Origin of the sequence: Pusillimonas sp. NJUB218, assembly GCF_003788685.1 — a bacterium.
Lineage (GTDB): Bacteria > Pseudomonadota > Gammaproteobacteria > Burkholderiales > Burkholderiaceae_B > Neopusillimonas.
Window position 1 is genome coordinate 195,987 of record NZ_NQMK01000008.1, and the last position, 21,073, is coordinate 217,059.

The following is a 21,073-nucleotide window of genomic DNA, read 5'->3' on the forward strand; positions in this document are numbered from 1 at the left end:
GTTTGCCGCTGCTTAAAACCGCCATTGGGCGCGCGCTGCAAACCCATGTTGTTGGTTGCCACTGCCAAACTGGCCCGAATACCCCAGACTGAGAACACTGCCATGGGCTCCTGTAAAGGTCAGCCCCAGTTCTGACACCATGACGTTGCGGCCCAGGCTTGCACCAGACACTGTAAACGCTGGCCCGGTGGCGAAGCGCTGTATTGAAGCAGGCTCGGTGTCGCCCCACGCGCGCCGCCAGGCCATGTTGAGGGTGCCGGCTACATTAAATTTTGGCGTGTCATGCAGGGCCCACTGCGTTCGTATGCCAAGGTTGGACAGCGTGACATGCTGGCTTGAACGTGCCACGTTCAGCGCGGCTCGGCTGTCGTCTTCGTTAAACGCACTGCGCGATAGCCAGACATGCTGCAGACCCAGATAAGGTTCGAGCTGCAGTGCGGCATCACCCAGGGCATAGCCGGCTTCGACAAAAAGTTGTGTAGATTGCGCGCGCGATGCTGCACGGGCCCGACCCAGGTCGCCAAAAGCAATGTTGCGATTCGTCGATGTGCTGTACCAGGTGTGACCGACCCCACTGCGTAAATTCAAGTTGCCGAAAGACCAGCCTGAATAGCCCATCAGGTGATAGCCATCGGTGCGTGCACGGGCGCTGCCCGTGGTACGCAACGTTTCGTTGGTCAGCCCTATGGCTACGCCGGCATAGTGGTGATTGCCCAGGTGGGTATCGGCGCCAAACATCAGGCCGCCGAGCGATTGCTGGGCCGACGCTGCATTGGCAGTGCCACCCAAATGGCCCCAGCGCCCAATACCTTGAATCCAGCTTTGGCGCTGGCCCGGCGCGCTGTTTGCGCCGATGTGGCCTGAGGCCTGCGCACGTGGTGAACCCGATGCTTTCGTGGCTTGGACGGGCCATGCGGTACGTTGCCACAGGCGATCGGCGGCGGCACGGTAAAAGATGCTGCTGTTATTCAACAGTGCGCTTTGCATCGAGGCATGGATTTCGCCGGATAGTTCGTCGAGCACACCCTGGCCATTGGCGGCGGTATCGAGCAGTACAAAAGCATCGTGAACGGTGCCGCCCAAGCCTTGTGTCTCGATGGCGTTGGCTGTTGCACGCTGGTTACCTGTGTCGGCCACCTGTGCGAACCGGCTAGCATTACGACGGACTTGCAGCGTAAATGCAGTGCCTGCCAGCGTCGTGTTCAGGTCGATAAACGCGCGGCCAAGCGAGGTCGTGTCGAAGGCACTGCCAGCCGTTATAGTCCCTGCAGAGAAGAAGTTGTAATCTTTACCCAGGGCGCCTGCCGTCAACCCGTCGATTTGCAGAGCGCCGCCCTGAATGTCCGCGTTACCCATCACCACAACCCGGTCAGACTGGCCCTGATCATTGATTTCGATACGCAGAACCGAGCCGGCGAACTGTTGGTAATTGCCGCTAACGGTCAGGGTACCAATTGAATTGCCTGGCTCTAGGCGCCCATACAGGTCGAGGTCGCTTAATGTGCCGGTACCGCCCAAAATACCAGGGGCATCCACCGTTACCTTGCCGGCAGCGCTGCTATTGCCATTAATGACCAGTTTCCCGCCTGCAACCCGGGTCGTGCCGTAGGTGTTGTCGCCCCAAAGCGTCAGCGTTCCGGCTCCTCTTTTGATCAGGCCGCCGGTGCCGCTAATATTGTTGCTCCAGTGAGAGTCATAGCCGCGTGTGTTGACGTCGAAGGTGTCGGGGAAGCCAGGTTCGCCGAAGACTTTGGGCCCTTTGGTGGCGGTGTCCAGGTCTAGCATGCCGTGGCCATAGATAGCGGTGTTGCCCCAGACGCCAGTGCTATTTGCCGTGGTTAAAATTACTTCGATGATCTGCCGGGCCGTCATATAGGGAAAGGCCGAGCGTAATATGGTTGTGGCGCCGGCCGCTACGGGCGAGGCCATAGACGTGCCGGCCATGTTGGCATAACCGCCATACGGGTAGGTCGACCACAATTGCGAGACATCGCTGGTGTAGTTTGCGGTGTTGTAAAAATCGCCACCGGGGGCAGCCAGGCACCAGTCGGCGGCTGCTCCGCAGCGGTTACTGTAGCTGGCAATTTTGCCTTCCCGGTCGACCGACACAACGGCAATGACCGCACCCTTTAGTGCCGAGAAATCCAGGTCTTTTATGCGCGAATCGGTCGGGTCGATATACGTCCAGGTACTAGGGTCTTGCTCGTTGGCGTTTGGGTCGTTTTCAATGAATTTATATAGGCCAGATGCTGTATTGGCGGGAGTAATGAGTGGGTAAAGGCCAACTCCTGAGGGCAATAGAGAGGCGATGGGTTGGTCTGTATATTCGTTGCCAGCGGCGTAAACCAGCACAATGTCGGCGTCTGCCGCGCGTTTCAGGGCGTTGTATTCGGGTATGGCTACATCGGCAAGCAAAAAAGGTTCTTTCAGTTCAGCCCAGTCCGGGTTCGCGATGCGGTTGCCATAGTCGTCGGTAATAAATTTTTCGACCGTACCTGGGCCGTAGCTGCCGTTCAGTACCTGTGCCCCCGATTCAATCGCATGCAAGATAGCCCGGTTTTCGGCCTGGTTTTCAAAGCCAACTGCGCGCAGTGCCAGCAGTGTTGCGTCAAATGCAACCCCATGTATACCTGAGCCGTCTCGTGCCGCCCCGGCCAGGCCAGTAACGTGCGTGCCGTGGCCGTCGATCGACCCGTCTTTTTCAACGTCGCTCAGGTCGTTGGGGGCCGACGCGTTCGCAAAGCTGCGCGATAGCGCAGAGATGCGCCCTAGAAACTCGGGGTGGTTGATATCGAGGCCGCTGTCGACGATGGCCAGGATGACCCCTTTGCCGGTGAAGCCGCGTGCATAGGCATACTGGGCCTTGATATCAAGAAGGGCCCGGCTGGCCAGAAACTCGGTATTGATGAAGGAGGAGGGGTCGGCAACAAATGCCGGTGCGGCCAGGCACTGCCCCGACAGCAGCGCCGATGACAGCAGCCATTTTGTCTTGCGAATGAGTCGGTTTGCCTGGGCCATGTTTCCTCTTGGTGAAAAAAGTACCGGCCTGTATAAGGCCGGTACTTAATTTGCATCAAAGTAATACCTGATTATTCAGTAAGTTACTTTTCGGGTCAACCTGCCTCGGGATTTTGTCAACTCAGGTTAAGGCCCGTATGGGCAAGCTGCGAATGCGCTTGCCTGTGGCGGCAAAAATGGCGTTGCACAAGGCGGGTGCCACGGGAGGTACCGGCGGCTCACCAACGCCGCCCGGGGGGACATCAATATTGTCGTTAACCAGATGCGTGCGAATGACGCGGGGCGACTTGGGGTGGCGCAGTACCGTGTAATCGTGGAAATTGCCTTGCTCGACACGTCCGTTCTTGAAGCTGATCTCGCCGCTTAATGCCAGGCTGAGCCCCATAATCGCGCCGCCTTCCATTTGTGCCCGTATACGTTCCGGGTTAATTTGCGGGCCGCAGTCGATGGCCATGTCGACGGCCACAACTTGAAGCTCGCCTTGGTCGTTGACGGCCACTTCTACCACCGTGGCGGTGTAGCTGACAAAACTGTAGCAAAACGCCAGGCCTAACCCGTGCCCCTTAGGTAACTCGCGTCCCCAACCGGCACCGCGTGTTGCCGCTTCGATAACATCGCGCAGCCGCCCGGTGTCGTACGGGTAAGTCTCGGGTGATTCCGAGTAATTCCATGTGTCGGCCAGCGTCGTTGGGTTGATGCGTCTGGGCGGGCCGATCAAGTCGAGTGCAAAGGCTTTGTGGTCTTTGCCTGCGCGATGGGCCAGTTCGGCGATGAAGCTTTGCGCCGCAAAAGCGTGGGGGATGTTCGATACCGACCGGAACCAGCCAATGCGTGCGTGTGCCGGAACCTTCCCGGTTTCGATGCGAACATTGGGGATGCGGTAAGGCATGTTGATCGCTGACATGGCAGACTCGAATAGCTGCTCGCCCTCGGCGCCTTCAGTAAACAGCGAACCGATGGTTGGTGCCGCACTGCGGTGCAGCCATGACGCTACCTGGCCGTCTTTGCGCATGACGGCCTCCAGGCGTTCGACCGATACGGTATGCAGGTAGTCGTGCCTGATGTCATCTTCTCGTGTCCAGACCAGTTTTACCGGGGTGCCCGTGGGCATAGCTTTGGCCACGATTGCTGCTTCGTCGACGAAATCGGGCTTTGACTTGCGTCCGAATCCGCCGCCCAGCAGCAGGACATTGACTTTGACCTGTTCCGGCTTGATGCCCAGCCTGGATGCGACGGCGCTTTGCGCCGCTGGCGGGTTTTGCACTGACGTCCAGACTTCGGCGCCGCTATCGCTTATTTTTACCGTGGCGGCCGGGGGCTCCATAGAAGCATGCGCCAGATGCGGGATGTAATACTCGGCACTGACGCGTTCTTCGGCGGTGGCGGCTTGCCATGCCTGTGCTGCGTTGCCTTCGTTGCGCATCGTCTGGCCCGGTGCACGCGCTGCCGTTTCAAGGGTGTGGCGGTAGGCGGCAGAATCGTAAGACGCATTGGGGCCGTCATCCCATTCAATATCAAGCGCCGCGCGGCCTTGCATGGCGGCCCAGGTGTTGCGTGCAACCACGGCCACGCCACCCAGGGGCTGGAAAGCCGGCGCCCCTGAAAACGTCGGGATCTCGACTACTTTAAGAACACCCGCTACCGCCAGAGCTTTGTTCGCATCAAATTTTCTGACTTTGCCGCCCACGACAGGTGGGCGGGCCACGACGGCATACACCATGCCTGGCAAATGAAAATCAATGCCGTAGGTCGCGCGGCCGGCGCCGATGTCTTCCAGGTCGACCAGTTTGACGGCTTCTTTTCCGATATAACGGAACTCGGCTGGCGTCTTTAGTACGAGGGCTGTGCCGCTGGGGACGGGCAGCTTTGCTGCATCGGCGGCCAAGTCGCCATAACTCAGTTTTTTGCCCGATGGGACATGAACAATGCTGTGGTTGTCGGCGCGTACCTGGTCGAGCGGTACGCCCCAACGTTGTGCCGCAGCCGTAGCAAGCATCTGGCGCATTGCCGCGCCGGCGCGTCGCATGGGCATCAAGAAGTGACGCACGCTGCGTGAGCCATCGACATTCTGGTTGCCGTAACGGGCCTCTTCGGCGCCTGCTTGAACAATAGTGACCTGGTTCCAGTCGGCGTCGAGCTCGTCGGCCACAATCATGGGCAGACTGGTGCGCACGCCAGTACCCATTTCAGCCCGGTGGGCAACAATCGTGACCAGGCCGCTGGCCGCAATTGAAATAAACGTCAGCGGGTCGTCGACGGTTCCGCCAGGCATCGAGTCGGCCCCGTACTTCTGGGCTTCGGCCGCATGTACGCGAGAGATAATGCCTGTGCTGGTGACCGCCAGGGTCAGGGCGCCAAGGCTGCCTTGCAGAAAGCGGCGGCGTGAAATGTGGGGTGTGCTGTTGTTCATTTGGCCTCCCCCGCGAGGGTTTGCGCGGCTTGCTTGACGGCGTTGCGAATGCGGGGATACGTGCCGCAACGGCAAATATTGCCGTTCATGGCGTCATCGATCTGGTCTTCTGTGGGTTGCGGTGTGGTTTTCAGCAAGCTGGCGGCGGTCATGATCTGGCCTGCCTGGCAGTAGCCGCATTGGGCGACGTTGTTGTCGACCCAGGCGCGTTGCACTACTTGCCCGACGGGGTCGGATTCCAGGCCTTCGATAGTCGTGACGGCTTTGCCGGCTACGGCTGAAATCGGCGTGACACAGGCGCGCGCCGGCTGCCCGTTGATGTGCACGGTACAGGCGCCGCACAGAGCCATGCCGCAGCCGTACTTGGTGCCGGTCATGCCCAGTTCGTCGCGTAAGACCCATAACAGTGGGGTGTCTTGTGCAACGTCGATGGTTTTGACGTTGCCATTAATGGTGATTGTGGCCATTTGGTTACCTCGTGAGTGAACGCTTTTAGTGTAAATGCTTTCTATTGCAGGACTTGCTGCAATGGGCGGGAAAGCAGTTCGCCGACGATGGCAGGAACGAACTGCCGCTTTACCGTAATGGCATAGAAATGTTCGTAAAGGTTGGGAATCGTCATGTATTCGACCAGTACGCCGTTCTGGATTTCGTCGCGCACCACCACCGCAGGCAGGACAGCCAATGACCCGCTATCTCGCGCCAGCAGGCGCAGCATGGCCATGTCATCGGTTTCTGCCTGTACCTTGGGTTCAAATTGGACGAGGGCGCAAAAGCCTTCGAAGGCCGTGCGTATATCGCTGTTGCGACCGGGCAGAATCCAGCTTTTGTCTGTGTAACCGATCGGGAAGCGGGTCTCGGGCTTGAGGTGCGCCGGGCCCACGATAGATACCGGTTGGCGCGCCAGCAACTGGCTTTGCCAAAGGTGTTCGCCATCGATGCCTGCCCCCGTGCCTAATGTGGCACTAATGTTGGACAGCACCAGATCAAATTGGTGTTTGCCCAGCCCGTTCAGCAGGTTGTCGAAATGCGTGGCGTTCAGGGTAAACCGGACGTTGGGGTTGCCCATGAGCGGCGAGACAAAGGCTTCGACGAAGTTACGCGACATGGTCGACAGCACGCCGATACGCAACGTCTGTACGGTGGGCTCTTCACCGCGTCTTAACAAAGACTCAAGTTCCTGGCCTTTCGAAAAAATGTCTTGTGCGTAGACGAGCACCCGTCGCCCCGTTTCGGTTAATACCAATGCGCGGCCGACGCGGTCGAACAGTTTGACGTCCAGCGTGTCTTCGAGCTGGCGAATTTGGGCCGACAGTGCCGACTGCGACACATGCAGGTTTTTTGCCGCCTGCGTCAGGTTGCCAATAACCGCGACGCGCCAAAAGTAGTACAGATGATGGTAGTTCAGACGGCTCATATTAATAAAAGCGAACGATTAATTAATAATTATATATTTTACAGAATGGTTGGGCGTATTCATACTGGCGCCATCCAACAACCAGGAAGTTTTCATGGGTCCATCACTTAATGTCGTGTCTGTGGTCATGTTGATATTGATCACATTCATCGGGCTGGTCATCGTTAAATACTCACAAAATTATTTGCAAGGCGAACCGCGTCGATATCGATACTACGCGGCATTGACGGGTGTTTTGCTGTCGGTGGCGGTTACCGTAACGGCTGACCATTTGCTGGTGTTTCTGGCCGGCTGGGTTGCCATCAGCTTTTCGTTGCATGCGCTGTTGCGCTTCTATCCCGACCGGCCCCGCGCTGCACTGGCCGCACACAAAAAGTTCTTGTTTGCCCGTTTGGCAGAATTGTTCTTGCTGGCTGCATTTTTGTTGCTGCACCACGAGCATGGCACTTGGCAAATCAGCGTCATTGCACAGCACTATCTTGACAATGACGCGTCTACCGCAGGACAGTGGGCCGCCGTGCTGATTGCCATGGCCGCCCTGATTAAATGCGCGCAGTTGCCGTTTCATGGCTGGTTGATGCAGGTGGTCGAGGCACCTACGCCTGTGTCGGCGTTGCTGCATGCGGGTGTCGTCAATATGGGTGGGTACTTGCTGATCGTGTTTGGGCCGTTGTTGCTGCAATCCACATCGGCGCAGGCGCTGGTCATTGCCGTTGCCGGTGCCAGCGTTGTGCTGGCGGCGTTGTCCATGGCCACGCGCATCAGCGTCAAGGTCAGGCTGGCATGGTCTACATGCGCCCAAATGGGCTTCATGCTTATTGAATGCGCCATGGGTTTGTTCGAGCTGGCGCTGTTGCATCTCGTGGCGCACTCTTGCTACAAGGCCTTTGCATTTTTAAATTCAGGCTCTGCTGTGCAAGCCTATCGCCTCACACAAATGTCGCCTGCGGCGGCGGTGCGCGCCTGGGTCTGGTTTCCCGCATTGCTTGTCGGTGCCGGTCTGGCCGGGGCGGGGGCCCTGGCATCGGGTGGCCAGGGCCCGGCAGGCCCCTGGGTGTTGTTGGGGCTGGCGTTGGCGGTGCTGGTAGCCCAGCGCTCCAGTGTTGCCGTTAAGGGCGGTATGCTTTATGCGACGTTTGTCGCCGCTCTGATTGCCGCCTTGTATGTCGGGCAAAAGGTGTTGTTTGGCCACTGGGTTCATGGTGTGCCGGTTGCTGTGGGCCTTTGGGCCGATATCGCTTTAATCGCGCTGACTGCGTTGCTGTTTGCCGGACACCTGCTTCTGGTGCACGGGCCAGACACGCCCTTAGGCCGAAATTTTCAACGCTGGCTGTTTGCCGGCTTGTACCTGGATGAGTGGGCCACCCGCATTACCTTGCGTGTCTGGCCGGTACAACTGCCGGTGCCGTCGCGGTCACGTGGCACGCATTTTGCCCGGGTCGAGGGGGTAACACCATGAAGCCCAACGATTTGAACGAACCCCTGGCAGCGCAAGCGGCCTGGCGGCTCGCTGCAGAGCACGCGTGCGCACGCATTGCACCGTCGTGGCCGCTGGATGCCTTGATTGCCGTCAACCCATGGTGGGAAATGCGCGATGAACCGTTCCATTGCGTGTCGGCAAGGCTTGCCGCGCTGGGTGATGTGCATTGTTTGATGTCGGCCAGTTGGTTTGAAAAGCAGCGGCCTGATGGCGCGCCCGACGTTGGCAAAGCGAATAGGCCTGTAGCAGCGCCGCATTGGAAAAATATTCCGGCCTGGCTCGATAATTTGCAAGATCGCCGTCACAAGATGACATGGTCTGATGAAGTGACGCATCAGATCAGTCAGTTTTGCGCCATGTTCTTGCAGCGGGAGCAGGGCGCCTTGCAGCGCAGCGCTGCGTCCGGTCGCGTGTTGGGCGGGTCTCTTTATGCCGAGTGGCTTGCCTTCGTGCAGGCAGATCGTGGCATAGAAATTTTGATGGGCGAACCGGGGTTGCATAATGCGTTTGAACGGCTGGCGCCCACGCACGAACAATTATTTGCCGAAGCCATCGAGGTCTTGGTCCCCCATGGGGACAGCGCCGAAGATTACCTCCATGCCTTACTGCTTGATGTGAAAGGTTGGGCGGCGCTTTGCGCCTACTTCGATCGTTACGCCGACGCTGCGCCCGGGGCAGGTAGCTATATGATGCTGCAGTTGCTGGCAGTGCGTCTGGCCTGGGAACTGGCGTTGTGGCGGCATTGCCAATCAGCACACCCGTCTGTCTGGCGGTCATTGCAAGCGGCCTGGCAAAAACAGTGGCAGGCGCTAGACGACATGGTGCAGTGGCATGCGCAAGCCCAGACGCTACTGTGGGAAAAGCAGGCGGATATAGAGCGCGCTTATCGTTCGCCCTTGCACGCGCGTTTGCGCATGCCTGTACCTGCGCCATTGGCAGTTCGTCCCAATCTGCAGGCCGTGTTCTGTATCGATGTCCGTTCCGAGCCCTACCGGCGTGCGCTCGAAGCCCAAGACCCAACGATACAAACGCTGGGCTTCGCGGGCTTTTTCGGATTGCCAATACGCTATCGAGCCTTGGGCGCCGTGAGCAGCGAGGCGCGTTTGCCGGGTTTGCTCAAGGGGCAGATCGATGCGCTCGAGCAGCCTGTAAAGTCTGACGACAAAGCCGAGCGTTATGCACAGCGTCTGAATCGGCGGGCTCGCATGCTCGATTGCAACGGCCTTGCGCCGACGACATTCAGTCTTGTCGAAAGCCTGGGCCTGGGCTATGCGTTCAAACTGTTCAAAGCGGGCTTTTTCCCGTCTTCAGGGCAGGCCTCTGATTCGGTCAGGTCGGCGAACGTGACCTGGCAATTGCAGAAGGGTGGCGTCCCATTGACTCCGGATGAGCGTGTTGCGCTGGTGGCCGGTGTTCTGCGAAATATGAGTCTGACTGGGCCTTTTGCGCCCGAAGTATTGCTAGTGGGTCATGGGAGCACCAGTCAGAACAATCCGCATGCAGCTGGACTCGATTGCGGTGCATGTGGCGGGCATGATGGCGCGCTGAATGCGCGTTTGCTGGCCATGCTGCTGAACGACGCACAAGTCCGTTCGGGTTTGCGCGGGCTGTCGATTGATATCCCTGATGACACCCAGTTCGTCGCCGCGCTGCACGATACGACGACAGATGAAGTCATCTGCTTCGACGACGCGCTGTCGGCGCGGGGGCGGGCATGGCTTGAGGCGGCCTCGTGTATGGCGCGTCGTCGCCGGGCGCCGCAACTGGGTATCAAGCCTGACAACGATGTTCTTTTGAAGAAGCGCTTTGAGCAGCGCGCGCGCGACTGGTCGCAGCCTCGGCCCGAATGGGGGCTGGCCAACAATGCCGCGTTTATTGCCGCACCCCGTGCGCGTACCCGTCATATCGACCTAGCCGGCCGTGCCTTTTTGCATGACTATGATTGGCGCCGGGACACCGATGGCGCTGTGCTCGAGCTGATCATGACGGCGCCAATGGTGGTGGCGCACTGGATCAACATGCAGTATTACGCGTCGGTTACCGATCATCGGCATTACGGCAGCGGCAACAAGATTCTGCACAATGTCGTGGGCGGTCATTTGGGCGTGTTCGAGGGCAATGGTGGAGACCTGCGCATTGGCTTGCCCTTGCAGTCGGTGCACGACGGCAAGCGCTGGCGTCACGAACCTTTAAGGCTGGCGGCGTATCTGGCGGCCCCTGCGGCTCCGATTGAAGATATTTACAACCGCCATGCTGTGGTAAAGGCGCTTGTCGATAACGAATGGTTGCATCTGTTCAGGCTTGATGATGACCCGGCCCAGCTGCAACAACTGACCCGCAGCGGCTGGCGTGCCGCGTAGTGGGCGAAACGGCGAGCGACGGAAGTTCCGCTATACTCGAAACTTCCGAAACTCTCCTTTCGCTGTATGAGACGATTTTTCGTCCTGTTCATCGCCTTCCTTACTGCTTTCCAGTTGCTTGACGAATCGCTCGACGACGTCGGGTTAACGCCGGTGGCGCCAGCTGCCATCATTGCCTTTCTGGTCGACGCTTCGTCGCACGCCACCCCCGAAGTCGCGGCATCGCACGCCGACCCGGCGTCCCAGTCTCCTCACGCCGATCTTTCTGACTCTGTTGTGCGTTGGGCGCTTGGTACTGTAACGACCGAGCCGCCGGTACAGCGCGTCGCCGCCCCTGTCTATCTGTTCCCTGTCCTGACTTTTCCGATGCTCGACCCGCCCAGACTGCGGGCCTGAAAACGCATTGTGCTGTTGGCATCAAATACGTTGGCCCTGCGCCTTGCAGCCCGACGTTTATTTAAAGTCATTGATATTTTCTTTTCAGGAAATTGTCCGTCATGGAATTACTGCTAGACCCCAATATATGGGTAGGCTTTCTAACTTTGGTTGTCCTCGAAATCGTACTGGGTATCGACAACCTGATCTTTATTGCTATTTTGGCCGACAAGCTGCCGCCGCATCAGCGCGACCGGGCCCGCGTCATTGGTCTGTCGCTTGCGCTGGTGATGCGCCTGGGTTTGCTGACCATTGTGTCGTGGCTGGTCACGCTGACAACGCCGTTATTCACGATCGGCACCCTGGCATTTTCCGGGCGTGACCTGATCTTGCTTCTGGGCGGTCTATTCTTGCTGTTCAAAGCCACGTCCGAACTGCATGAGCGCCTGGAGGGGCGTACACATCAGCACGCTCAGTCTAAGGTGTACGCGGGGTTTGGTGTTGTGGTGGCCCAAATCGTCGTCCTTGATGCCGTGTTCTCGCTTGATGCCGTTATCACGGCTGTGGGTATGGTCGACGAGCTGCCCGTCATGATGGCTGCAGTGATTGTGTCCATCGGGATCATGCTGTGGGCTTCCAAGCCGCTAACCCGTTTTGTCAGCGCGCACCCCACGGTGGTTGTGTTGTGCCTTAGCTTCTTGCTGATGATTGGTTTGAGCCTGACGGCCGAAGGTCTTGGGTTCAAAATTCCCAAAGGCTATCTCTACGCAGCGATTGGCTTTTCGATTCTTATCGAGTTTTTCAACCAGTTGGCCCGGCGCAGCGTTTTGCGCAATCGCGCAGCCATACCGTTTCGCGATCGTACGGCCGAAGCCGTATTGCGTATTTTGGGCGGTCGTAAAGCAGCATCAGAGACGTCGAGCGATTTGCCCGCCGAAGAGACCGATGAAGCGGCCAAAGTATTTGCCGCCGAAGAGCGCACGATGGTCAGCGGGGTATTGACGCTGGGCGAGCGTTCATTGCGTTCCATCATGACGCCTCGCTCTGATATGTCTTGGGTTGACGTCAATGACGAGCCGGCCAGAATTATTGAAATGCTGCGCGCCACACCCCATAGCTTCTTTCCGGTTTGCCGCGGCGACCTTGACACCCTGTTGGGTGTTGCTCGCGCCAAAGACCTGATGGCCGACATTATGGAGGGCCGTTCGTTGGCCAAGCTGTCGTGTTTGCGCGAGCCCATCATTATCAACGAGATTACGGGTGTCTTAAGCGCGATGGAAACCTTGCGACGCTCGCGTGGCCAATTGGTGCTGGTGGCCGACGAGTACGGCACCATTCAAGGCCTGATTACACCCATTGATATCCTGGAGGCCATTGCCGGCGACTTCCCCGACGAAGACGAGCAACCCGATATTCAGGTGCTGGATGAAGGCAAGTGGCGTGTTGCCGGCGCCACCGACTTGCGCTATCTGGAACTGACCCTAGACGTCGACCCGTTGCCTGTTGACCATGTTGAGATCACATCGGTAGCGGGCCTGTTGCTCGACTATTTCGGCAGTTTGCCCGAGCCCGGCGCGCGTGCCTTTGTACATGGGCTCGAGTTCGAGGTCGTCGAGGTGACCGAGCGCCGCATTGCCTGGGTGCAGGTCAACCGCGTCATCGAGGACAACGGCACCCCGATTGAGTCCAATCCTGGTTAATTGCGGTTGTGCGCTAATCGTTGCCGGCTACCCCGCCGGCGATGGTTGGTAGCGGCGAGGTTTACAGGCTATTCATCGGCCAATACCGCCCAAGAAAAAGCCCTTTCTGGTTGTTGCCAGAAAGGGCTTTGTATTTTGGTGCCGATAATAGGAGTCGAACCTACGACCTTCTCATTACGAATGAGCTGCTCTACCAACTGAGCTATATCGGCCAAAGCTGTAAAAGCTAAGCCCAAAATTATACCGAATTTTGTTTTTCGGGTGCAATGCCAGGAAGCCGTGTGGCCATTAACCGAAGCCGCGCCGCTTGGCGATCAGTTCGCGCTCGAGCTTGCCCACGTAACGCTGGATGAGGTTAAGGGTGGGGCCGGAAGGCCGCACGAAGGCACAGCCCACGCGAAAACGCGTTTTCCCGCTGGGTAGCTCTTGTGCGACAACGTGTTGAATACGAAGGGTGACGGTAATAACACCGACATCAGGCAGCGTGATTTCGCAGTTGTCGTAGATGGTGCCCATGGAGCGCTCGGGCAGATGATGATCGTCGAACACGCCGATGCCGCCGCCGCTGATGTCGCCCAAGGGTAGCGACACCACTTTGAGCTTTTGGTGTTCGCGCACCGGGATGCGGCACATGATCGGATGAGTAATGGGTGTATTAATACGGTAGAAGTCGCGCCGCTGAAGGTAGCTGAGGGCCTGGGGCAGGGGAGCGCACAAAGCGGGCTTGCCTTCGAAATCGCAGGGTTTTACACCGCTGCATACAAACTTGATATGAATTTTTTCTAGCGACGTTTCGACAATGATTTTGTTGGCCGACTGTACCCGTTGATTGGTGCTGGCGTCGGCCGAAATGTCGAATATCCATTGATTGCTGTTGCGATCGACGTCGAGGACGGTGCTGATCATGGCCGTGATGCTGTTGGACACATGCACATGCAATAGCGAACGTTGACGCTGGATATTGCGCAGCACCGACTGAATTTCGAGCTCCGCCGTAATCGTATGCGGGTCGTTGACGTCGATGTTTGGGTTTGGCAGTGTGTCGGGGGTGTTGTCCATGGCAATGTTTTTATAGGTGCAGCAATATGGCAAGCCCTGTGCAAATTGTTACATTTTTTAGGGAAAATGACCTAGGCTCGCCGGATGTAATAGGCAAATTGTACCGATTGTGTGGTTGCTTTGGGGCGTCTGCAACGCACAACAAGTGCTATTCGGTACATTACCCTTAATTTGTTACGTTTTTTGAGCGTTGATGGCGGCCGGGAACAGCGACCACACCGACATGAACAGGGCGGCCAGCAGTGGCCCAATGACAAAGCCGTTAAGGCCGAAGGTTGCCAAACCGCCCAACGTAGAAATCAGTACGACGTAGTCGGGCATTTTAGTGTCTTTGCCCACCAGCAGCGGGCGCAGAATGTTGTCGACCAGGCCAATGACCAGCACCCCGAACAGAATCAGAATGGCGCCGTCCCAATATGCCCCGGTGACCAGGAAGTAGACAGCCACTGGCGCCCAGATGATGGCGGCGCCTACAGCGGGCAGCAACGACAAAAACGCCATAATCACACCCCACAGCAGTGCGCCGTCGATACCCAGTACCCAGAAAATGAACCCACCCAGTGCGCCTTGCGTGGCCGCCACGACAATGTTTCCTTTGACGGTGGCGCGCACGACGGTGATGAATTTCTGGATGAGCATATGTTTGTGCTCGTCGCTTAAAGGTATAACCAGGTTGATGGTTCGTGCCAATGAGGGGCCGTCACGCAGCAAAAAAAACAGCAAATACAGCATGATGGCCATGCTGACTAAAAAGCCGGCCGTGTTCTGCCCGATATTGACGGCCTGGCTGGCCAGGAACTTGCTACCCTCAAGGGCGCCGGCCGATAGCTTTTCTTGAATACTGAACACGTCGGCGACGCCGAGCTCTTCGAGCCAGTGGTGTAGCGACTCGGGCAGGGCATTGATGATGCGTTCGTAGTAAAGCCCCAGATTAAGCTGCCCGCTTTCGATGCGCCGGTAAATGGTGGCGCCTTCGCGAATGAGCGCGCTGGTCAAGATGATCAGCGGAAAAATAACGGCAACCAAGCACAGCAGCAATGTGCCCAGCGCCGCTGTATTGGGGTGCGCCGGTATCTTGGCCAGCAGCTTGCGATGCAGGGGCGTAAAACTGATGGCAAACACGCAACCCCAGAACAGCGCGCTGTAATAAGGCAGCAGCAGCCAGCCGAAGGCCACCGATACAATAATCAGCAGGGTTACAAAGCTTCGAAAGTAAATGCCACTATTGCGCATATGGGCTCCGTGATTCACATAAAATCCCGTAAAAATCAGATCAGCATCATACCGTTAATTATTTGCGCTTAACCCATTTTTACTCTCGGGCGTCTTCATGACTTCACATTCTGGTTCCGTCCCTTCGTCGTTTCAACGTCAGTCTGGTTCCACTACACACTGGTTATTGCTGGCCTACTTGGCCGTGGTGGTGGTGCTCTGGACGGCACTTTGTGCCTTCAGCCATAAAGCGCCTGATCTTGACGGCATGGAAGAGCTGGTGTGGGCGTCCAGCCTTGAGTGGGGGTACTCAAAGCACCCGCCGTTGCCGTCGTGGTTAATGTACGTACTGGTAGAGCTGTTTGGTCGACCTATTTGGCTGACATTTTTTGCCGGGCAACTGGTGTCGGCACTGGCCTTATGGTTTGTGTACTTGCTGGGGTGCGAGTTCACCACGCCACGCCGCGCCCTGATTGCCACCATCATGGTGTCGGTCACCATGTATTTTTCGTTGCGGGCAACCATATATAACCACAATACGGCGCAGCTGTGGTCTATTGCCGCGTGCATCTGGCTGTTGTTCAGGGCGCTACGAGACGACGGGTTGTCTAACTGGTTATGGCTGGGTCTGGTGGCCGGTTTGGCCATGCTGACCAAGTACAGTGCCCTCATCCAGTTTGCGGTGTTTTTTGTCTTCATGTTGGTGCATGGGCATTTGCGCCGCCCGGCCGTATGGAAGGGTATTGGCGCGGCAACCGTGGTGTTTTTAGTGGTGGTGTTGCCGCATGTGTTCTGGTTGGTTGCCAACGACTTTGCGCCGCTGCGTTACGCCGATAACTCCATGGACGTAGATGGCGGCTATATCGACGTCCTGAAAAGCATGGTTGATTTTTCGGTAGACCAGGTGGCCCGGATGGCGCCGCTTTTTGTACTGTGGTTGGCCTTGTGGTGGTGGCAGCGACGCGACGCTGCGCCCACTTTGCACTCGGCGCAAACATACACCTATGCTCAGTCGATAACGCCCGAGGCACGAGCCTTTTTGTTGTGGGTGGGGTTAGGGCCCTTTGTCATGACCTTGCTAGTGTCGGCTATTTTGGGCACCAAGCTGGTGGCCTCATGGGGCACAACGTTTTTTATTCTGTTTGGCTTTTACGCCTTCTGGCGCCTTAAGGGCAGCGACCAGGTATGGCTGCGCCGCACCGCTGTCGTTGCTATTGCCTTGCATGTGCTCATGGCCATCGGCTACGCGGTCGCGCGCGGCCCTGTGGCTTATGAAGCAGGGCGTATGACACGCTCAACATTCCCGGGTCCCGAAATCGCCGCGCAATTGCAGCAGGTATGGGCGCAGCATGTGCCCAACGCCCCATTGAGACTGGTCGCGTCCGATACCTGGTTTGGGGGTAATGTAGCCACGAATGTTTCTGACGACACGCAAGTATTTATCAGCGCCGATTACTTCCAGTCGCCATGGTTGACCCCTGAAACCGCCCTTGATTGTGGGGTGCTGGTCGTTTACACGCCCGACGGTCGAGGGTACTGGTCGACCGAGCTCTTGGCCCTGTTCGACAAGTCGCCAATGCAGGGTGAATTTAAACAGCAATGGTCGTCTGACAAGAGCCCCATTTTTACGGTAAAATGGGCGATTACACCGCCTACACCCAATTGCAGGCTTGCCGCCGGCTAAAAGGGTGTTTAAAGGTAGGTGTGTAGCGTTTGTTCATTGCGGGTGCTGCGGTTCGGCAAGCAAAGTTAAACGCAAAAAAAGTTAGGGCTGGCTTGCACACCAAAAAATAAATGTGCTATAGTTATGTTCTTTCAATTCCCCGATAGCTCAGTCGGTAGAGCGACGGACTGTTAATCCGCAGGTCACTGGTTCGAACCCAGTTCGGGGAGCCAAGAATTCAACAGGAAATCAAGCCCTTACGTGAAAGCGTCGGGGCTTTTTTCTTGCCTGACACTGCAAAAACTGACCTTTGCCGGAAAACTGCCGGAGTAACAGAATCAATCCAAGCATCTTATTGTTTACTTGGAGAATCTGGGAATGGCATACATTAGTCAACGAGGCGCTTATTGGCGCGCCGAAGTACGTCGCAAGGGCTACAAACCCACTTATCGAACTTTTGATACTCGGCAACAGGCGCAAAAGTGGGCACGCAGTATTGAGGCCGAGATGGATGTGGGCTCATACATTGATAGGTCTCAGGCAGAACGCACAACGCTTAGCGAGGCATTAAACCGTTACCTACAAGAGGTTGTTCCTACGAAGCGCCACCCCTACCAGGAGAGTCGCCGTATCAGCCGATGGCTGGATAATGACCTTGCATACCGATCACTGGCCAGTCTACGCGGAGTTGATTTTGCTCGCTATAGAGACTTACGACGTGAGGCAGGCCGTGCAGAGAACACTATCAGGCTAGAACTCCAGCTCATCAGCCATTTATATGAAACTGCTCGCAAGGAATGGGGCATGGAGAGTCTTGGTAACCCATTACAAAACATCCGAAAGCCGAGTGGTAGCCGTGCACGTAGTCGTCGACTTGAGTCTGGGGAGTATGACCGTATTCATGCACGCCTGGACGCAAGCACGAATCGCTACGCTGCACCCGTTTTTGATCTCGCGATAGAAACCAGCCTGCGGCAAGGCGTCTTGTTTCAGTTGCGTTGGGAATGGGTGGACTTGGGCAAGCGAATGATTATGTTCCCAGGTAATATGCTGACAGTCGAAAACAAAAGTGTGCCACCGATATTGCCACTATCAATTAAAGCGACTGCTGTTTTGAAGGAAATGCCCGCTCAGACGCTAGAAAGCCAAAACGCCGATTCTACTGGCCTAGTACTTAAAACTACAGCTAATGCAGTGGTGTGTCTATGGAAACGTACATTGGCCGACCTGGGCATTGAAGACCTTCGGTGGCATGACCTGCGCCATGAAGCAGCTTCAAGACTGTTTGAAAAGGGACTGCACCCTATGGAAGTTACTAGTATTACGGGGCATCGAAGTATGCAAATGCTAAAGCGCTATACGCATTTAAAGCCCGAAAGTTTGTTGGAAAAACTGGGGTGATGTTAAGTGTTGTGTTTCAGTCGTAGCCAGTAGATTCTATCCAATCTATTTGACTGATAGCGCCCCAAGCGGAAACCTGCAATCACTACTTCGATGACCGTTTCGTAGCCAAAGCCAGATGGCCGAATTCGACCCTCGACGGTCATTCGTTGAACGTCCTTGCAGATGACCGCTGTCGACTCAAAGCTGCCTCTCATGCCTTTGGACGCCGCACGCCTTACTCTCCTATTTAGGGTTCGTCCACGCGCAGTAGATCTCGCTGTTGCTGAAAATGAAAACGCGAGAGAAGTTTTGAAGCGATAGCTCAAATTCGTGAAGTACCGCTTCGTAATCTGCTTTTTTATTGATCTCTGGCGCCGACATTCCAAAATGAAAATATCGAAATCTGTTCTCGTCGGTGTAAACCAGCAGTGCGGTTTTATCTGGGTAGACGATGGCTGCTTTTTTGTTGAGTATATTTCTCAGCTGATCGATCTTTCGATCATGCTTTTCCTGGGCTGTATTGCTGCTCACCGTCGTGGAGATAGGGTCTTTCGATAGTTTTTCCAGTTCGTCGGCATCTTCCTTACCCTGAAGTGTTGTCACTTCGAGATAACGTATATCCGACTGATTTGAGCCTCCTGCCCTGTATTCGACTATAGCATCGTGCTGCTGATTACCGTCGATCCATTGCACGACAACATTCTTCGGACATGTGAAATAGAGTTTCGCGAAATGAGCGATTGGATAAAGCTCATCGTGGACTTTTCGCAGCAGACCTTTTCTCTGGGGATGATTTGGCTGCGCTGGCGTGTCATAGGTGCGATAGTCGAATAGACCCTTAATCGCGGTCGCGTGGGTAAAGTACTCATCAGCAGGCGTAGGCTGTCCAGCGGCTCTTACGATAATGGCTTTATCCTCTTCCCAATTACCCGACAAAGGAACGTTGAGCGTAATCACCAAAATAGGCACCTCGTTAGGTTGTGTCGTATAGATTGTAACTCCCTGTCTGGTCTGCCAGTTAATGCTCGATTGTAGCCAAGGGCCGACGACCGGGTCCGACCCTGAGCAGCCATCCGGAAGAGAGTTGAGCTGCTATTCAACGGATGGCACGGTTGGTCGGCACTCAGGCTATACTATTTGTAACAAAAACGCTCATAAGCCCGCCGGCCTTATCGTGTGCCATACCCGAGAGTCTGGGGCGTTTGTGGCTAATTGCACTCGAAAGCAAGGTAGCAAGCCATTTTCGCGCACCTTGCTCACCATTTTCGACCGTCGTCGCTAAATAGCGGCTCATTACGGCATCCATTGATTAAGAAGGGAAAGCGAGGATGAAGGTATTTTTGAGTTGGTCTGGTCAAAAAAGTCACAAAGTAGCTTTAGTATTTCGAGACTGGCTACCCTCGGTGATCCAGGAAATTACGCCCTATGTATCCTCAGAAGACATTGACAAGGGAGCTCGATGGAGCACCGATATAGCCAAAGAACTTGAAGATTCGACATTTGGCATTCTTTGCGTAACTGAAGAGAACATCAATGCCCCTTGGCTGACCTTCGAAGCCGGCGCCTTGTCAAAGACAATGGATAAGGCTTTCGTAAGTCCCTTCCTCTTTGACATAAAGCGATCCGAAGTTAATGGCCCCATACTGCAATTTCAGTCGACAATTTTTGAAGAAGAAGACATTCAGAAACTTGTTAAAACACTAAATAAAGCATGTGGCGAAAATGGTCTGAATGACGATAGGCTAGTCAAAGCGTTTAATGTTTGGTACCCGACTCTTGAAAGCGAATTAAAAGAAATATCAGCGAATAATGGAACAAGTCACGAGCAGGATGATCAGGCTAACGGTGGCCTACCGAATCACCACGATATTCTCGAAGAAATTCTAGAACTATCTCGAAGCAATCAGAAGTTGATCAGAAATCCAGATGGGGCTTTCGGTGCCCAACTTGAGGAGACCCGACAGACTACAAAAGAAATACTTTCCAGGATTGATAGGGCTGATTTTGCGGCGTCCAAAAGGGGACGCAGATTCCATCCAATGATGGTCGAAGAGTTGATGCATTCGTCTGCTAGAAGCAGCGATACTCTCATCGGCCTTCAGATGACCTTGGCGCTCATTCGCGCAGATTTTCCTTGGATATATGAGTCGGGAATGGAGGTTATAAAAATTTTTAAATCGAGGGCACCCAAGGAAGATAAAAGGATTGCAATGATGGAGTTTTATAAAGTTTTGGAGCTATCGTTTGAACATCCCTTAATGCGTGAACAGTTTTCTAGTTCTAAAGAGCTTTACATGCTAGCCAAGGATTTGCCACATGTCCTTATGCGGTCCTTTGAACGAGCGCTTAATGGTTGACAGAGCATTTCACAGTTGTATTGTCCATTAGTTCGCCGAGACAAAAAGCAGCTAAAAGCGTCGTTGAATGTCAGCTTTTTATCTCCAATGGCCCCTCTGGGCGGACTCATGAGTTAGGCTGAGACTTAACAATTCATTCAGTACAACACTATTTCGCGGCACAGCTCAACCTAAGCGAGTGTCGGATTGAGACAAGGAATACCCGTGGAAGGATTGAAACAACTATGGGACGTGTTTGTGGGGCTGTTTCTTCAAAGCCCAGTCGCGTTTATATGCGCCATATTAATGCTGTTCTACATGCTGCGAGGCATGGGATGGCATGCCATGTACGCTTACGTATTAGTCATGGGAGCGTATATGGTGAACCAAACGGTAGGTTTTACTGAGTTCATGGGTGGTGTCATTGTTGGAGTTATCGCCAACGAGGTGTTTCGTTTGACAAGGGAACGGCTAGATCATGAATGCAAGCCAAAGTCCCAACCTCGTGCTCAACCCGGACGGCCTCCATGCCGCTGCGAAGTATGCCAGTCGCCAGCTGGCTCGATGTCGCGTGACTGTTCTTGATTTCCCTCACGGGCCGCTCCTGGCCGGCTAGGGTCTATCAGCAGTGCCTGAATCGACCTAGCGCAGTCATGGAGA

General features: G+C 55.6%; 14 protein-coding genes and 2 tRNA genes. 8 read left to right on the plus strand and 8 right to left on the minus strand.

Going from position 1 to position 21,073, the window contains the following annotated elements; genetic code table 11:
* Window positions 1–12 precede the first annotated feature (12 nt).
* The 4 genes from CHR62_RS11765 to CHR62_RS11780 form a co-directional block, all read right to left on the minus strand.
* Window positions 13–3,018, minus strand: coding sequence for an autotransporter domain-containing protein (locus CHR62_RS11765; protein WP_123661049.1), 3,006 nt, complete (start codon window positions 3,016–3,018; stop codon window positions 13–15).
* Window positions 3,019–3,139: 121 nt separating this feature from the next.
* Entirely contained in the window at window positions 3,140–5,428 is a 2,289-nt protein-coding gene (locus CHR62_RS11770; RefSeq protein WP_123661050.1) for a xanthine dehydrogenase family protein molybdopterin-binding subunit, read from the minus strand.
* Window positions 5,425–5,895 (minus strand): (2Fe-2S)-binding protein, encoded by a 471-nt coding sequence (locus CHR62_RS11775; RefSeq protein ID WP_123661051.1) that lies wholly within the window; start codon window positions 5,893–5,895, stop codon window positions 5,425–5,427. Before CHR62_RS11775 ends, CHR62_RS11770 begins: the two co-directional genes overlap by 4 nt.
* A 41-nt stretch (window positions 5,896–5,936) precedes the next feature.
* The gene (locus tag CHR62_RS11780; RefSeq protein ID WP_093969013.1) at window positions 5,937–6,845 is read right to left on the minus strand and encodes a LysR family transcriptional regulator; all 909 of its coding nucleotides are present in this window, start codon (window positions 6,843–6,845) and stop codon (window positions 5,937–5,939) included.
* Between the two features lie 94 nt (window positions 6,846–6,939).
* Between CHR62_RS11780 and CHR62_RS11785 the strand changes: the two genes are divergently transcribed.
* From CHR62_RS11785 to CHR62_RS11800, 4 genes are all read left to right on the plus strand, one after another.
* Window positions 6,940–8,304 (plus strand): NADH-quinone oxidoreductase subunit L, encoded by a 1,365-nt coding sequence (locus CHR62_RS11785; protein WP_123661052.1) that lies wholly within the window; start codon window positions 6,940–6,942, stop codon window positions 8,302–8,304.
* Window positions 8,301–10,685, plus strand: a complete 2,385-nt coding sequence (locus tag CHR62_RS11790) for a YbcC family protein (protein WP_123661053.1) — start codon at window positions 8,301–8,303, stop codon at window positions 10,683–10,685. Before CHR62_RS11785 ends, CHR62_RS11790 begins: the two co-directional genes overlap by 4 nt.
* A 66-nt stretch (window positions 10,686–10,751) precedes the next feature.
* Complete coding sequence (locus CHR62_RS11795) at window positions 10,752–11,081, plus strand: hypothetical protein (RefSeq protein WP_123661054.1); 330 nt, start codon at window positions 10,752–10,754, stop codon at window positions 11,079–11,081.
* A gap of 101 nt (window positions 11,082–11,182) precedes the next feature.
* Window positions 11,183–12,760 carry a TerC family protein gene (locus tag CHR62_RS11800; protein ID WP_123661055.1) on the plus strand — a complete coding sequence of 526 codons (1,578 nt, stop codon included), beginning with the start codon at window positions 11,183–11,185 and terminating at the stop codon, window positions 12,758–12,760.
* 136 nt (window positions 12,761–12,896) lie between these two features.
* On the opposite strand, the gene CHR62_RS11805 is transcribed toward CHR62_RS11800, so the two are convergent.
* From CHR62_RS11805 to CHR62_RS11815, 3 genes are all read right to left on the minus strand, one after another.
* Window positions 12,897–12,972 (minus strand) — tRNA-Thr (locus CHR62_RS11805).
* Window positions 12,973–13,048: 76 nt separating this feature from the next.
* Window positions 13,049–13,819: a flagellar brake protein gene (locus CHR62_RS11810; RefSeq protein WP_093969008.1), complete on the minus strand. Its 771-nt coding sequence runs from the start codon at window positions 13,817–13,819 to the stop codon at window positions 13,049–13,051.
* A gap of 174 nt (window positions 13,820–13,993) precedes the next feature.
* Window positions 13,994–15,052, minus strand: a complete 1,059-nt coding sequence (locus tag CHR62_RS11815) for an AI-2E family transporter (RefSeq protein ID WP_123661056.1) — start codon at window positions 15,050–15,052, stop codon at window positions 13,994–13,996.
* A 97-nt stretch (window positions 15,053–15,149) separates the two neighbouring features.
* On the opposite strand from CHR62_RS11815, the gene CHR62_RS11820 reads away from it, so the two are divergent.
* The 3 genes from CHR62_RS11820 (at window position 15,150) to CHR62_RS11830 (ending at window position 18,095) form a co-directional block, all read left to right on the plus strand.
* On the plus strand, window positions 15,150–16,715 hold the full coding sequence (locus CHR62_RS11820; protein ID WP_123661057.1) for a glycosyltransferase family 39 protein: 1,566 nt from the start codon (window positions 15,150–15,152) through the stop codon (window positions 16,713–16,715).
* A gap of 136 nt (window positions 16,716–16,851) precedes the next feature.
* Window positions 16,852–16,927: transfer RNA gene (locus CHR62_RS11825), tRNA-Asn, on the plus strand.
* A gap of 145 nt (window positions 16,928–17,072) precedes the next feature.
* A complete protein-coding gene (locus CHR62_RS11830; RefSeq protein ID WP_123661058.1) occupies window positions 17,073–18,095 on the plus strand; it encodes a site-specific integrase in 1,023 nt (340 codons plus the stop codon).
* Between the two features lie 225 nt (window positions 18,096–18,320).
* On the opposite strand, the gene CHR62_RS11835 is transcribed toward CHR62_RS11830, so the two are convergent.
* Entirely contained in the window at window positions 18,321–19,037 is a 717-nt protein-coding gene (locus CHR62_RS11835; RefSeq protein ID WP_123661059.1) for a hypothetical protein, read from the minus strand.
* A gap of 368 nt (window positions 19,038–19,405) precedes the next feature.
* Between CHR62_RS11835 and CHR62_RS11840 the strand changes: the two genes are divergently transcribed.
* The gene (locus tag CHR62_RS11840) at window positions 19,406–20,434 is read left to right on the plus strand and encodes a TIR domain-containing protein (protein ID WP_123661060.1); all 1,029 of its coding nucleotides are present in this window, start codon (window positions 19,406–19,408) and stop codon (window positions 20,432–20,434) included.
* Window positions 20,435–21,073 lie beyond the last annotated feature (639 nt).

Coding starts and splice junctions, on each gene's coding strand:
- CHR62_RS11820 (WP_123661057.1), top strand. CDS start 15,150: ATGACTTCACATTCTGGTTCCGTCCCTTCGTCGTTTCAACGTCAGTCT.
- CHR62_RS11810 (WP_093969008.1), bottom strand. CDS start 13,819: ATGGACAACACCCCCGACACACTGCCAAACCCAAACATCGACGTCAAC.
- CHR62_RS11815 (WP_123661056.1), bottom strand. CDS start 15,052: ATGCGCAATAGTGGCATTTACTTTCGAAGCTTTGTAACCCTGCTGATT.
- CHR62_RS11830 (WP_123661058.1), top strand. CDS start 17,073: ATGGCATACATTAGTCAACGAGGCGCTTATTGGCGCGCCGAAGTACGT.
- CHR62_RS11800 (WP_123661055.1), top strand. CDS start 11,183: ATGGAATTACTGCTAGACCCCAATATATGGGTAGGCTTTCTAACTTTG.
- CHR62_RS11785 (WP_123661052.1), top strand. CDS start 6,940: ATGGGTCCATCACTTAATGTCGTGTCTGTGGTCATGTTGATATTGATC.
- CHR62_RS11840 (WP_123661060.1), top strand. CDS start 19,406: ATGAAGGTATTTTTGAGTTGGTCTGGTCAAAAAAGTCACAAAGTAGCT.
- CHR62_RS11780 (WP_093969013.1), bottom strand. CDS start 6,845: ATGAGCCGTCTGAACTACCATCATCTGTACTACTTTTGGCGCGTCGCG.
- CHR62_RS11770 (WP_123661050.1), bottom strand. CDS start 5,428: ATGAACAACAGCACACCCCACATTTCACGCCGCCGCTTTCTGCAAGGC.
- CHR62_RS11765 (WP_123661049.1), bottom strand. CDS start 3,018: ATGGCCCAGGCAAACCGACTCATTCGCAAGACAAAATGGCTGCTGTCA.
- CHR62_RS11775 (WP_123661051.1), bottom strand. CDS start 5,895: ATGGCCACAATCACCATTAATGGCAACGTCAAAACCATCGACGTTGCA.
- CHR62_RS11795 (WP_123661054.1), top strand. CDS start 10,752: ATGAGACGATTTTTCGTCCTGTTCATCGCCTTCCTTACTGCTTTCCAG.
- CHR62_RS11790 (WP_123661053.1), top strand. CDS start 8,301: ATGAAGCCCAACGATTTGAACGAACCCCTGGCAGCGCAAGCGGCCTGG.